At 28.4% G+C, this 12,921-nt stretch carries 11 protein-coding genes and 9 tRNA genes; 18 read left to right on the top strand and 2 right to left on the bottom strand.

All coding sequences use genetic code 11. The features are described from left to right. Both ACTCCZ_RS12685 and murA read right to left on the bottom strand, forming a co-directional pair. On the bottom strand, nucleotides 1–576 hold a 576-nt coding region (locus ACTCCZ_RS12685; RefSeq protein WP_463187400.1), incomplete at its 3' end, for a 2Fe-2S iron-sulfur cluster-binding protein. A 16-nt stretch (nucleotides 577–592) separates the two neighbouring features. After that, nucleotides 593–1,858, bottom strand: a complete 1,266-nt coding sequence (gene murA / locus ACTCCZ_RS12680) for a UDP-N-acetylglucosamine 1-carboxyvinyltransferase (protein ID WP_079580231.1) — start codon at nucleotides 1,856–1,858, stop codon at nucleotides 593–595. Between the two features lie 152 nt (nucleotides 1,859–2,010). Between murA and ACTCCZ_RS12675 the strand changes: the two genes are divergently transcribed. From ACTCCZ_RS12675 to ACTCCZ_RS12590, 18 genes are all read left to right on the top strand, one after another. Further along, nucleotides 2,011–2,895 carry a DMT family transporter gene (locus ACTCCZ_RS12675; protein ID WP_079580232.1) on the top strand — a complete coding sequence of 295 codons (885 nt, stop codon included), beginning with the start codon at nucleotides 2,011–2,013 and terminating at the stop codon, nucleotides 2,893–2,895. A 1-nt stretch (nucleotide 2,896) separates the two neighbouring features. After that, entirely contained in the window at nucleotides 2,897–4,639 is a 1,743-nt protein-coding gene (locus tag ACTCCZ_RS12670; RefSeq protein WP_228145357.1) for an FMN-binding glutamate synthase family protein, read from the top strand. Next, complete coding sequence (locus tag ACTCCZ_RS12665; RefSeq protein ID WP_079580233.1) at nucleotides 4,626–5,003, top strand: DUF6394 family protein; 378 nt, start codon at nucleotides 4,626–4,628, stop codon at nucleotides 5,001–5,003. The genes ACTCCZ_RS12670 and ACTCCZ_RS12665 overlap by 14 nt, the downstream gene beginning before the upstream one ends. 8 nt (nucleotides 5,004–5,011) lie before the next feature. Beyond that, nucleotides 5,012–6,700 carry a potassium channel family protein gene (locus tag ACTCCZ_RS12660; protein WP_079580234.1) on the top strand — a complete coding sequence of 563 codons (1,689 nt, stop codon included), beginning with the start codon at nucleotides 5,012–5,014 and terminating at the stop codon, nucleotides 6,698–6,700. Further along, nucleotides 6,697–7,494: a 3-deoxy-8-phosphooctulonate synthase gene (gene kdsA, locus ACTCCZ_RS12655; protein ID WP_079580235.1), complete on the top strand. Its 798-nt coding sequence runs from the start codon at nucleotides 6,697–6,699 to the stop codon at nucleotides 7,492–7,494. Before ACTCCZ_RS12660 ends, kdsA begins: the two co-directional genes overlap by 4 nt. Nucleotides 7,495–7,583: 89 nt before the next feature. After that, the gene (ribH, locus tag ACTCCZ_RS12650; RefSeq protein WP_079580236.1) at nucleotides 7,584–8,054 is read left to right on the top strand and encodes a 6,7-dimethyl-8-ribityllumazine synthase; all 471 of its coding nucleotides are present in this window, start codon (nucleotides 7,584–7,586) and stop codon (nucleotides 8,052–8,054) included. Continuing rightward, the gene (gene nusB, locus ACTCCZ_RS12645) at nucleotides 8,054–8,452 is read left to right on the top strand and encodes a transcription antitermination factor NusB (RefSeq protein WP_079580237.1); all 399 of its coding nucleotides are present in this window, start codon (nucleotides 8,054–8,056) and stop codon (nucleotides 8,450–8,452) included. The genes ribH and nusB overlap by 1 nt, the downstream gene beginning before the upstream one ends. Continuing rightward, on the top strand, nucleotides 8,452–9,150 hold the full coding sequence (gene pyrF / locus ACTCCZ_RS12640; RefSeq protein WP_079580238.1) for an orotidine-5'-phosphate decarboxylase: 699 nt from the start codon (nucleotides 8,452–8,454) through the stop codon (nucleotides 9,148–9,150). The genes nusB and pyrF overlap by 1 nt, the downstream gene beginning before the upstream one ends. Before the next feature lie 121 nt (nucleotides 9,151–9,271). Next, nucleotides 9,272–9,362, top strand: a tRNA-Ser gene (locus ACTCCZ_RS12635). Between the two features lie 20 nt (nucleotides 9,363–9,382). Beyond that, nucleotides 9,383–9,459, top strand: a tRNA-Ile gene (locus ACTCCZ_RS12630). A 3-nt stretch (nucleotides 9,460–9,462) separates the two neighbouring features. After that, nucleotides 9,463–9,539: transfer RNA gene (locus ACTCCZ_RS12625), tRNA-Gly, on the top strand. A gap of 48 nt (nucleotides 9,540–9,587) precedes the next feature. After that, nucleotides 9,588–9,664: transfer RNA gene (locus ACTCCZ_RS12620), tRNA-Gly, on the top strand. A 23-nt stretch (nucleotides 9,665–9,687) separates the two neighbouring features. Then, nucleotides 9,688–9,764 (top strand) — tRNA-Gly (locus ACTCCZ_RS12615). 12 nt (nucleotides 9,765–9,776) lie between these two features. After that, a tRNA-Met gene (locus ACTCCZ_RS12610) sits at nucleotides 9,777–9,853 on the top strand. A 27-nt stretch (nucleotides 9,854–9,880) separates the two neighbouring features. Then, nucleotides 9,881–9,957, top strand: a tRNA-Met gene (locus ACTCCZ_RS12605). Nucleotides 9,958–9,965: 8 nt separating this feature from the next. Continuing rightward, nucleotides 9,966–10,042, top strand: a tRNA-Thr gene (locus tag ACTCCZ_RS12600). Nucleotides 10,043–10,049: 7 nt separating this feature from the next. Further along, a tRNA-Gln gene (locus tag ACTCCZ_RS12595) sits at nucleotides 10,050–10,124 on the top strand. Nucleotides 10,125–10,193: 69 nt separating this feature from the next. Beyond that, nucleotides 10,194–12,782, top strand: a complete 2,589-nt coding sequence (locus tag ACTCCZ_RS12590) for an ABC transporter substrate-binding protein (RefSeq protein ID WP_228145358.1) — start codon at nucleotides 10,194–10,196, stop codon at nucleotides 12,780–12,782. Nucleotides 12,783–12,921: the final 139 nt, after the last annotated feature.

Below are 12,921 nucleotides of genomic sequence, written 5' to 3'. Positions count from 1 at the left end.
TTTTTCTATATTTTTATCTATATTAAATACTCTATTTTCTAAACTTGTATGATATTGTATTCCAAATTCGCATGTTTTAATAATATTAAGAATTTCTTCTTTATTTTTACTATTTTCATTTATTAAATCATTTGCTAAAAGTAAGATTGCATCTCCAATATAATCTTTTTCAAAATTCAATGTATTTGAAGCATAATAGTATATTTTATAATCTTCATACCTTTTAATATCTGTTTTTGAAATAAATTTTTCTAGTAAAGATAGTTTTGAATAAAAATCATCTTCATTTATGATTAAGTCATTCATACATCTTTTAGTACTTATAGGTTCAATAGTTATTTCATTTCCTACTTTATTTACTAATTCCATTAAATTAACTTCACAACTTGTAAAAATATTATTTACTTTTACTAAAAATGAGTCACAACTTTCATAAGAGAAGTTCTCTTTTTCATTTATACTATTTAGTAAATCTAAAAGAGTTATCTCATTTTCAATTTTTAGATGATATTTCTTATAATATGGTAAATAATCAGATTTGTAATCAAATTTAAATAATGATACTTCTAATTTCATTTTTTGCCTTTACTTTTTATTCATTGTGTCTTTGAATATCAACACCAATTTCACTAAGTTTTTTTTCTAAATTTTCATATCCCCTATCAAGGTGATAAATTCTATGAATATCTGTTTCTCCTTGTGCAACTAATGCTGCTAGAACTAATGCAGATGATGCTCTTAAGTCTGTTGCCATAACATCAGTACCATTTAGTTTACTTGGAGTACCATTTATTGTTGCAATATTACCATTTAGGTGAATATCTGCACCCAATCTTAGTAATTCACTAACATGCATAAATCGATTTTCAAATAATCTTTCATCAATTGTACTTGTTCCATTTGCTTGAGTTGCAAGTGCCATAAACTGTGCTTGCATATCTGTAGGAAAACCAGGATATTCAGAAGTTACAATATTTACAGGTTTTATATCTTTTGTAGGCATAATAGTTAAACTATTTTCTTCTTGTATGATTTCAAAATTCATCTCTTCAAGTTTTGAAATTATAGCTTCTAAATGTAAAGGAATAATATTTGTAATTGTAAGTTTAGAGTTTGTAATAGCAGCCGCACACATATATGTCCCAGCTTCAATTCTATCAGGAATAATATTAAAGTTTTTAAACTCAAGTAGTTTTTTATCACTTCCTTGAATTATAAGTTTTGAAGTTCCAACTCCTTTTATATCAACACCTGCATCTTCAAGTACTTCACATAGTTGAACAATTTCTGGTTCTTTTGCTGCATTGATAATTGTAGTTGTTCCTGTTGCTAAACTAGCAGCCATTATAATGTTTTCAGTACCACCTACAGTAACTTTATCAAATACAATCTTTGCACCTTTTAATCCATCTTTACAAGTTGCTTGAATGTATCCACTTTTTATCTCAATTTTTGCTCCCATTTGCTCTAAGGCTTTTAGATGTAAATCCACAGGTCTTTGTCCAATTGCACAACCACCAGGAAGAGAGACTTCACAATGACCAAATCTAGCCAATAAAGGTCCTAAAACTAAAATTGAAGCTCTCATTGTTTTTACGATATCATAAGTTGCTTTTGTATTATTAATAGTTGAGGTTTCTATATGTATTGTATTTTTATCTTTTGTGTAAGAACTACCAAGTTTTTCCAATAGTTTTAATAAAGTATTAATATCAACTACATCAGGCAGATTCCCTATTTTAATTCTATTTTTAGCCAAAATAGTAGAAGCTAGAAGAGGAAGAGCTGCATTTTTTGCTCCTGAGATGTTAATTTCTCCTTCAAGCTTTTTATTACCAATTATTTTTAAATATTTCATTATTATCCTAGTTGTATATAATATTATATGTATGAGTTTATATTCTATCAAATTATTGCTAAAAAGATTAGTAGTAATATTTACCTAAAAACAATAATCTTGCTTTAATTATAAACACAATAGAATTTCGCTTTTAAAATTTAGGATGTATTATGAAAGAAGATGTTTCTTTAGGAATAAAGTATATGTTATTTGCTTCTTTAATGTTTGCTTTTATGGGAGCTAGTGCTAAAGAACTTAGTGATTCAGTAAGCTCAGTTGAAGTGGTGTTTTTTAGAAATTTATTTGGTGTTGCAATAATACTATTTTCAGTTTATAGAAAACCTTTAGTTCAAGAAGGTGGAAAACCGTTACTTTTGATTTTTAGGGGTATGGCTGGTTTTATTGCATTATTAATGTTTTTTTATAATATTGCTGAAATCTCTTTAGCAGAAGCCATGACTTTTTCAAAAACTTCTACAATCTTTACAGCAATATTTGCATATATTTTTGTAAAAGAAAAATTAGGATTTAAAGGTTGGCTTGGTGTATTTATAGGTTTTATTGGAATAATATTTATAACCAAATTTGATGGAAGTACATTGGAAAAAACTGATTGGTTGGGAATTTTAAGTGGTGTTGGAGCAGCACTTGCTTATACTTCAATTAGAGAATTAAGAAAATATTATGATAGTAGAGCAATTGTTTTGTCTTTTATGGGAATTGGAACAATAGGACCTTTACTTTTAATGTTAGTTGCAGAGTTTTACTCTCCTTCCACACTTGATTTTATGTTAGAAACTTTTGTTATGCCAAGTGGTAAAGATTGGTTTTTTATTATATTATTGGGAGTTTTTGCAACATATGCACAAATTTATATGACAAAAGCATACTCTTGTGCAAAAGCAGGTATTATAGGTACTATTTCTTATGCTAATATTGCATTTTCCATTATATTAGGAATGTTTTTAGGTGATGCATTTCCTGACATTTGGATTATTTTAGGTATACTTTTAATAGTAATTAGTGGATTTTTAGTTTCGTTGAAAAAGGATTAATGTGAATAATACTGTATTAATAATAGATATTACAATAGCATTATTTGTTATTATAATCATAGCTTGGTATGTACATGATAAGTATGTACAAAGAGATCATCAGTTGTTAGTTAATTATCCAATTATTGGTAGGCTTAGATATGTTTTTGAAGAGTTTAGAGAGCCTTTTAGACAATATTTTGGTGATGAGAAGTTTTATGAATCAAAAGATAAGCTAGATTGGGTTTATAAAGCAGCAAGAGATGTTCCTAACTATGCATCTTTTTCTCCCTCTCAACCTTTGCCTAAACCAAAATTCATGTTAAGACATGCAACTATTGTATTAAATGAAGATGAGGTTGATACTCACTTTGAAGTGGTATTTGGTGAAAAAAGAAAATATCCATATCATGCAAAATCAATTATTGCAAGAAGTGCAATGAGTGATGGTTCTATATCTCCTGAGGGAACAAGAGCTTTTGTAAGAGGCTCTTTTATGGGAAATTTTCCAATTAATTCAGGTGAGGGTGGATTAACATCAAACTTTTTTGTTACACATAGAAATTATAAACCTGATTATATGACTGTTGTTCATGGAAATATTTTCCAAAGAGTTTGCAAAAAGATAGTACAAAAATTATTTAATGGTGCAATGGCAGCAGATGCATATAGAAGTTTAGTATTTAAAAAAGATCCAGAAGCTGAAACTTATGTTTTTGATTTAAAATCAGAAATATTTCATAGACCAAATTGGGAAGCACCATTAGAAAGCTTTCCAAAAGAAGTTCCTCAAGATATGCCTGATATTATATTGCAGTTAAGTTCAGGTTTGTATGGAGCAAGAGATAAACAAGGTAATTTTGATCCAGATAGATATCAAAAAACTATGAGATTTTGTAAAATGACTGAAATTAAAATGGCACAAGGTGCAAAACAAACTGGTGGAAAATTAATTGCAGATAAAGTAAGCCCAGCAATAGCATATTATAGAAATGTTGAAGCACATAAAGATTTATTTTCTCCAAACAGATTTCCTTATGCAAATAGTGTTGAAGAGTTATTTGATTTTGTTGGTAAACTTCAAGAGTTATCTGAAAAACCAGTTGGTATTAAAATAGTTATTTCTGATATAGAAAATATAGAACCTTATGCAAAAGAGATTAAAAAAAGAGTTGATGCAGGCAATGATGCATATCCAGATTTTATATCTATTGATGGAGGAAGTGGAGGAAGTGCAACCGCTCCAATTGAAATGATGGAAAGAATAGGTCTTAATGCAAGAGACTCTATATATTTAGTTGATAAAATCCTAAGAGATTATGATGTAAGAGATAAAATAAAACTAGTTGCTAGTGGAAAAGTTTTAACTCCAGATGATTTAATCATTATTTTATCTTTAGGCGCAGATTTTGTTCAAATTGCGAGAGGTTTTATGATGAGTGCAGGATGTATTAGAGCTAGATATTGTTCAGGAACAAATGGTCATGAGTGTCCAGTAGGTCTTGCTACTCAAGATAAAAGTAAAAGAAAAAAATATTTTGTTTATAAACATGCAAAATATGTAAGGGATTATCATAATAACTTACTAAAAGGAGTAAGAGGTCTTTTAGCAGTAATGGGACTTAAAAATGTAAATCAATTAAATAAACATAGATTGATTTTTCTTGATAAAGATTCAAAAGTGCATGATAATATTGATAGTGTATTTAAACGAAGACTTGATATAGGAAAAGATTTAGGAGATGAATATCATGAACTTAGATAAAGTTATTGCAGGTTTTTTTATAATTTTAGCTATGACTGTAAATTTTGGTTTTTTTTATGGTGATATGGACTCTTTGGAAATGCATAGTAAATATGAACTATTTGCAGCTATTATTATTAACATTATTGCAACAACATTAAAACTTGGTGATAAAACACAAATGGGTTCAGTTTTACTAGCAACATCATTAGTTGCTGATATTCAATTAATTAGTGCAGCAGTTATTTGGACAGTTGCAGAATATGCTTATACAATAGATAGAGAAATTGTTGGAATGATTATCTCTTTATCAGGTGGAGCATTACTTGCAAATATTACTTCTGTTACATTATATGTTGGTGAAACAATAAAATCTAAAAGATAGGCTCAAAAGTGAAGAATAGTTCTTTATTTATCATTCTTTATCGAATGAGAGTACCTTTTTTAGTAATTATTGTAGCCTATACAATAGCAATAACTGGCTTAGTTTTAATCGAGGGTAAGGATCCAAGTGGTAATCCTTATCATATGTCTATTTTTGATGCTTTTTATTTTGTTAGTTACACAGCAACTACAATAGGATTTGGAGAAACACCTTATGAGTTTACATATGCTCAAAGAGTTTGGGTAAGTTTTTCTATTTATATTACAGTAATTGGCTGGTTTTATGGTCTTGGTTCTTTAGTTAGGCTTCTACAAGATAAGCTGTTTTTACAAGAGATTGAAAAAAATAGATTTAGGCGACAAATTAAAAATATAAAACAAAAGTTTATAATAATATTAGGCTACAATCAAATTACTAGTGAAATAATAAAAAGAGCAATAGCTCAAGATATTAGAGCTGTTGTAATAGAAAAAGGCGTAGCTAAAGGTAATGAGCTTTTATTAGAGAACTTTACTCCTACTGTACCTGTGTTAATGGGTGATGCACATAGTTCAAAGTCATTAGAAGAAGCTGGAATTAAAAAAACAAATTGTAAAGGTTTAGTTGCTCTTTTTGAAGATGATTCTTTAAATTTAAGAATTGCATTAACTTCAAAACTCTTAAATAAAAATGTAAAATTAGTCATAAAGTCAACTACTGAAAATCATACAGAAAACTTAAAAGATTTGGATGTTGAAATTGTTGCTAATCCATTTTCAATAATAGCAAAAGAGATAAATATGGCTTTGACTGCTCCTAATTTACTAAAATTAGAAAAATGGCTATTTAAAGTTGACACTCTTAATTCTTCTTTACCTCTTTTCCCTAAGGGAAAATATATAATTTGTGGTTTTGGAAGAATGGGACAAAGTGTTTATGAAAAATTAAAAACAAATAATATAGAAGCGCATTTTATAGAAATAGAAAAGAAAAATGTAGAGTTTAAAAATAATAGTTTTACAAAACTAACTTATGCAAATGCTGATGATAAAGATACACTATTAGAAATTGGAGTAACAAATGCAGTTGCAATAATAGCAGCAACAAATAATGACACAACAAATTTATCAATTTTAGCTACTGCAAAAAAGTTAAATCCAAAAATAATGACAATTGTAAGAGAAAATGAAATGGAAGACTTTTCAATTTTTAAAAGTGCAAATATAGATCATATTTTTATGCCAGCTAAAATCTTAATCAATAAAACTACCAATGCTTTAATAAATCCACTCTCAGATCTATTTAGTAGAATTATTTCAGAAAAAGATGAAATGTGGGCTGCAAAATTAGTTAGAAGACTTTTTGAAACAATAGATGAAAATCCACTTTTATTTGAAATTGAGTTAGATTTTGAAAAAGCACCAGAAGTTGCAAGATACTTAAAAATAAAAAAAGAGATAGAGTTAAAAATATTTAGAGTATCATTACACAATAAAGAACAAAAAAACAACGTTGTACCTTTGTTGATATTAAGGGATAAAGAGGAAATTTTACTTCCTTTATGGGATACAAAATTACAATTTGATGATAAAATTCTTTTTGCTTGTGATGAGCATGCAAAAAATGATATAGAGTATATATCTCAAAATATTTATGAATTTTACTATGCTTTAACAGGAAAAGAAAAAAGAACTATTTTTAAAGGATTATTTAAATGATTATTTTAACAGGACCATGTGTATTAGAAGATAGAGATACAATAATGAGAATTGCAGAAAGTTTAAAACCACTAAGTGAAGATAAAAGAGTCGAGTTTTATTTTAAAGCTTCATTTGACAAAGCAAACAGAACAAGTATTAGTTCTTATAGAGGTCCTGGATTAGATGAAGGGCTTAAAATATTTGAAGAGGTAAAAAAAGAGTTTGGATATAAAGTTATTACAGACATTCATGAATCTTACCAAGCTAAACCCGCTTCTGAAGTTATGGATATTTTGCAAATACCAGCTTTTTTATGTAGACAAACTGATCTTTTAATAGAAGCTGCAAAAACAAATTGTAAAATCAATATTAAAAAAGGCCAATTTTTAGCAGCTGATGCAATGAAACATCCTGTTGAAAAAGTTTTACAAACAAGAGGTGCTAATACTATAAATTATGAAACTTCTAAAGAAAATGGTGTTTGGTTATGTGAAAGGGGAAATACATTTGGTTATGGAGCATTAGTAGTTGATATGAGAAATTTAATATTAATGAGAGAATATGCCCCTGTGATTTTTGATGCAACACACTCTGTTCAAATACCAAGTACAGGTGGAACCACAGGTGGTAACTCGAAATTTGTGCCACATATGGCAAGAGCAGCTGCTAGTGTTGGTGTTGATGGCTTCTTTTTTGAAACACATACTAATCCATCAGTGGCTAAAAGTGATGGACCAAATATGCTTCAAATTGATGAACTTTATAAAACAGTTGAAGATATTTTTGCAATAAAAAAAGCTTTAAAAAATTAAAGCTTTAATTTCTTAATTTTATTTTAGATATAATCGCAAAATATGAAATAATATAAATAGTTAAACATAGCTATAAAATTGGAGTAAAGATGAATGTTATAGAAGGTAAATTAAGACTAAATGGTAATGAAAAAGTTGCGATTATTAACGGAAGATTTAATCATATTATTACTGATAGATTGGTTGAGGGTGCAAAAGATGCATTTATAAGACATGGTGGAAATGAAGAGAATTTAGATTTACTATTAGTTCCAGGTGCATTTGAAATTCCATTTGCATTAGAAAAAGCATTAAAAAGTGGTAAGTATGATGCTGTATGTTGTGTTGGTGCAGTAATTAGAGGTGCAACTCCTCATTTTGATTATATCTCAGCAGAAGCAACAAAAGGTATCGCAACTGTAACACTACAATATGGTAAGCCTGTATCAAATGGAGTGTTAACTACAGATACAATTGAACAAGCTATTGAAAGAGCTGGTTCTAAAGTTGGGAACAAAGGTTCAGAAGCAATGATAACAATCATTGAAATGTTAGACTTATATAACGAGTTAGGAAAGTAATGGCTACAAGAACACAAGCAAGAGAATCAGTAATAGGTTTATTATATGCAGTTGATTTGGGTAATGAAGGAATAATAAACTTTATAGATGAAATATTAGAAGATAAAAAAATAAGAAATAAGCAAAAAACTTTTGCATTAAATCTTTTTAATGGTGTAATTGATAATTTAGATGAAATTGATAAAGAGATTGAATCACATTTAAATCAAGGTAAAATTCTTGATTTAGGAAATGTAGAAAAAGCAATATTAAGACTTGCTGTTTATGAAACTTTATTTGGTGAGTTAGATAAACCAATTATTATAAATGAGGCAATTGAGTTATCAAAAAGACTTGCAAGTGATAATGCGCCAAAATTCATAAATGGTGTTTTAGATAAAGTTAAAAGGCAAAAATAGTGAAGTTATGTATATCTTTAGATTTACCTACTGCAAAACAGAATTTAGATTTAGTAAGAAACATAAATAGTAATGAATTAAATAAAGAGATTTGGTTAAAAATAGGGTTTAGGACTTATTTAAGAGATGGAAAATCTTTTTTAGAAGAGATAAAAAAGATCAATAAAGATTTTAAAATCTTTCTTGATTTAAAACTATATGATATACCTAATACTATGGCTGATGCAGCTGAAGATATTTCAAAGTTTGGGCTTATTGATATGTTTAATGTTCATGCAAGTGCTGGAAAAGTTGCGATGAAAGAAGTAATGAATAGAATTAAATATATTCCAAATAGACCACTTGTTTTATCTGTAACAGCTTTGACTTCATTTGATAATGATAATTTTAGAGCTGTATATAATGAAGATATTGATACTAAAGCTAGAAAGTTTGCTATTGATTCATTTGATTCTGGACTTGATGGTGTAGTTTGCTCAGCATATGAAAGTAAAGATATAAAATCAAGTACTTCAGAAGATTTTATAACTTTATGTCCAGGAATAAGACCTTTTGGTGAAGATTCTGGGGATCAAAAAAGAGTTGCAGATATTATAAAAGCTAAAGAAGAACTTGTTGATTTTATTGTTGTTGGTAGACCTATTTATAAATCATCAACACCAAAAGAGATAGTAGAAAAGATTATAAATACTATTTAAATATATAAAAAACACTTGAATTTATAAGTAATTAAATAAAACGGTTTAATTTAAGTGTTTTTTAAGTCACTAAGCATTATAATTCTCGTCCAGTTTTTGAGGTAATCGAAAATTGTAAATTGGACAGATGGGTGAGCTGGCTGAAACCACTTCCCTGCTAAGGAAGCGTACTGGCAACGGTACCGAGGGTTCGAATCCCTCTCTGTCCGCCATAAAAATAAATAATGGAATTGGGTCATTAGCTCAGCTGGTTAGAGCACTCGGCTCATAACCGAGTGGTCGGAGGTTCGAGTCCTCCATGACCCACCAGTTGCGGGAGTAGCTCAGTTGGCTAGAGCTTCTGCCTTCCAAGCAGATTGTCGCGAGTTCGAGTCTCGTCTCCCGCTCCATTATTTTATTTTAAGTTATTTTAATTATAATTTCATTCGCATTTTTATGCGGGAGTAGCTCAGTTGGCTAGAGCTTCTGCCTTCCAAGCAGATTGTCGCGAGTTCGAGTCTCGTCTCCCGCTCCATGTGAAAGTTTTTAAGTATTTATGCGGGAGTAGCTCAGTTGGCTAGAGCTTCTGCCTTCCAAGCAGATTGTCGCGAGTTCGAGTCTCGTCTCCCGCTCCATAAATACCATAACGCGGAATAGAGCAGTCAGGTAGCTCGTCGGGCTCATAACCCGAAGGTCACAAGTTCAAATCTTGTTTCCGCAACCAAATTTAATAGTCAAACTTAATAAATATGTCAAGGTAGCTCAGCTGGCTAGAGCGCTGGTCTCATAAGCCGGAGGTCGGGAGTTCAAGTCTCCCTCTTGACACCACTATAAGTGCTGGTGTAGCTCAGTTGGCTAGAGCAGCTGATTTGTAATCAGCAGGTCGTAGGTTCGACTCCTATCACCAGCTCCACTTATATTGGGGTATCGCCAAGTGGTAAGGCAACGGCTTTTGGTGCCGTCATTCGTAGGTTCGAATCCTACTACCCCATCCATACTCAATTCTTAAGAAAAATTCATTCAAAATTAGATATACTTAAATCAATTTAAATTAAGGTATCAATTTGCAAAAAATCTTTTATTTAATAGTTTTTTTACTTAGCATAAATTTGTATGCTAAAGATTTAGAAAAAGTTTCTTTACAGTTATCATGGTTTAATCAGTTCCAATTTGCAGGATATTATATAGCAAAAGAGAAAGGATTTTATAAAGATGTTGGATTAGATGTAGAAATTAGAAATTTTAACTTTAATATAAATGTTCCAAATGAGGTAGATTCAAAAAAAGCAACATTTGGTGTTGGAAGAGAAACCTTACTTTTAGAAAAAAGTAATAACAAAAATATAATAGCTTTATATGCAATATTTCAAGCATCTCCTTTAATCTTACTATCTTTAGATAATACAGGTATAAACTCTATTAGTGATTTTGATAATAAAAAAATTATGACTACAATTGATGATTCTAGTGAAGTATCACTTAAAGCAATGATTAGCTCACAAAATATCGATTTTAATAGATTAAACTTTTTAAAACACACTCATGATATCATGGATTTGGTAAATAAAAATACAGATGTGATTTCAGCTTATATCTCTAAAACACCGTATGAATTGCAAAAAATGGGTATTGGATATAATGTTTTTTACCCAAAAGATTATGGTTTTGATATGTATAGTGATTTTTTATTTACGAATACTGATGAAATAAAAAATAATGAACAAAGAGTTATTGATTTTAAAAATGCTTCTTTAAGAGGATGGGAATATGCTTTTTCACATATTCATGAAGCTGCAAACTTGATTTATAAAAAATATAATGAACAAAATATACCTTTAGATGCATTAATTTATGAAGGAAGAGAGTTAAAAAAACTTGCATATTACATGAATTCGAACTTAGGTGAAATAAAAAAAGAAAAAGTTCAAAGAATTTTTGATTTATATAATGTGATGGGATTAGCTAAAAATCCAATTTTAATTGATGATTTTATTTATGATGATAATTATACACTTTTTACTAAAGGTGAAAAAAACTATATAAAAAATAGGACAGCAATTAATGTTTGTATTAATCCTAGTTTAATCTCTTTAAATCATAACTCAAATAAAGAGTATACGGGAATATTAAAAGACTTTTTAGATTTAGTAAGAAAAAATAGTAATTTGAAATTCAATTTAATAACAAAAAAGAATTGGAAAGAAACAATTGAGTCTATATCTTCTAATGAGTGTGATATTATATCAACAGCCTCGACATCATTAAAAATAAAAAATAAACTAAATTTTACAAGAAGATATATTGATATTCCATTGGTTTTTGCAACAAAAGACAAAGTTTCTTTTATTGATAATATAGCTTCACTGAAAAATAAAAAAATTGGAGTTGTAAAAGATATTACCTTTATTGACTTCTTAAAAAAGCATTATCCATATTTAGATATTGTTGAAGTTAATAATATAAATGAGGGTTTAAAAAAAGTATCAAAAAATGAACTATTTGCACAAATAGATACTATTAGTACAATTTCAAATGAGATACAAGAGAATTTTTTAACTGAACTTAAAATTTCAGGAAAATTAAAAGAGAATTTACCATTATATTTTGCAGTAAGAAAAGATGATAATTTTTTACTAAATATTTTAAATAAGTCTATTAATTCTATTGATGATTTTGCAAAACAAAAAATTGTAAATAAGTGGATAAGCATAGAGTTTAAAAATAATTTTGATTATTCACTACTATGGAAAATACTTCTATTTTTCGTAACAATATTAGCTATCTTGCTATATAGACAAAGATTATTAAATAAAGTAAATAGTGTATTAAAAGACAAAGTAGATGAAAAAACAATAGAGTTAAAAAAATTAAATGAGTCATTGGAAATAAGAGTAGAAGAAGAAGTTCAAAATAATAGAGAAAAAGATAGATTGCTATCTCAACAAGTTAAGATGGCCGCAATGGGTGAAATGCTTGAAAATATTGCACATCAGTGGAGACAACCTTTATCTATTATCTCTACAACATCAAGTGGTATTGTTATGCAAAAAAAAGCAGAAATATTAAAAGATGAGTTCTTAATCAAATCAATGGATACAATAAATGATACTGCACAATATTTATCTAAAACAATAGAAGATTTTAAAAATTTTTATGAACCAAATAAAAATATAGTTAAGTTTAATATTAAGACAGTATATACAAAAACATTAGATATTATTAATTCTAAATATAAAAATTTAAATATAAAGTTTATTGAAAATATTGAAAGCATAGATTTACTTGGCTTAGATAGTGAATTAATTCAAGTAATTATTAATATTTTAAACAATTCAAAAGATGCATTAGAGAGTAATAACAATTCTGAAGAAAGATATATTTTTGTAGATATTTATAAAAAAGAAAATTTTTTAATTATAAGTATAAAAGATAACGCTGGTGGAATAGATGAATCAATTATTGATAGAATTTTTGAACCATATTTTACAACAAAGCATAAATCTCAAGGAACAGGAATAGGTCTTTATATGAGTCAAGAGATTATTACAAAACATATGTATGGAGAAATTACAATTAAAAATAAACATTTTACATATAATAATAAAAGTTATATAGGAGCTTGGTTTACTGTAAAAGTACCTCTTAAACTATAAAAATAAGAATAAAAAAGCATTTTGGAAAAAAAATAAAAGAATTTTCCAAAATTTAAGCCCAACTTAAGTTTAAACCCTTGACAAAGGGTGAAGATTTGTCTATAATTCCCGTCCAAATTCGCTGAGGCAAACAAGAGAT

This window comes from Malaciobacter sp. (assembly GCF_055140965.1).
The sequence above is the reverse complement of the archived record's forward strand: the minus strand, read 5'-3'. Positions and strand labels throughout refer to the sequence as shown.

What these genes read in the sequence shown, in the direction of transcription:
- kdsA (WP_079580235.1), top strand. Translation starts at nt 6,697, where the DNA reads ATGATTATTTTAACAGGACCATGTGTATTAGAAGATAGAGATACAATA.
- nusB (WP_079580237.1), top strand. Translation starts at nt 8,054, where the DNA reads ATGGCTACAAGAACACAAGCAAGAGAATCAGTAATAGGTTTATTATAT.
- ribH (WP_079580236.1), top strand. Translation starts at nt 7,584, where the DNA reads ATGAATGTTATAGAAGGTAAATTAAGACTAAATGGTAATGAAAAAGTT.
- murA (WP_079580231.1), bottom strand. Translation starts at nt 1,858, where the DNA reads ATGAAATATTTAAAAATAATTGGTAATAAAAAGCTTGAAGGAGAAATT.
- ACTCCZ_RS12665 (WP_079580233.1), top strand. Translation starts at nt 4,626, where the DNA reads ATGAACTTAGATAAAGTTATTGCAGGTTTTTTTATAATTTTAGCTATG.
- ACTCCZ_RS12675 (WP_079580232.1), top strand. Translation starts at nt 2,011, where the DNA reads ATGAAAGAAGATGTTTCTTTAGGAATAAAGTATATGTTATTTGCTTCT.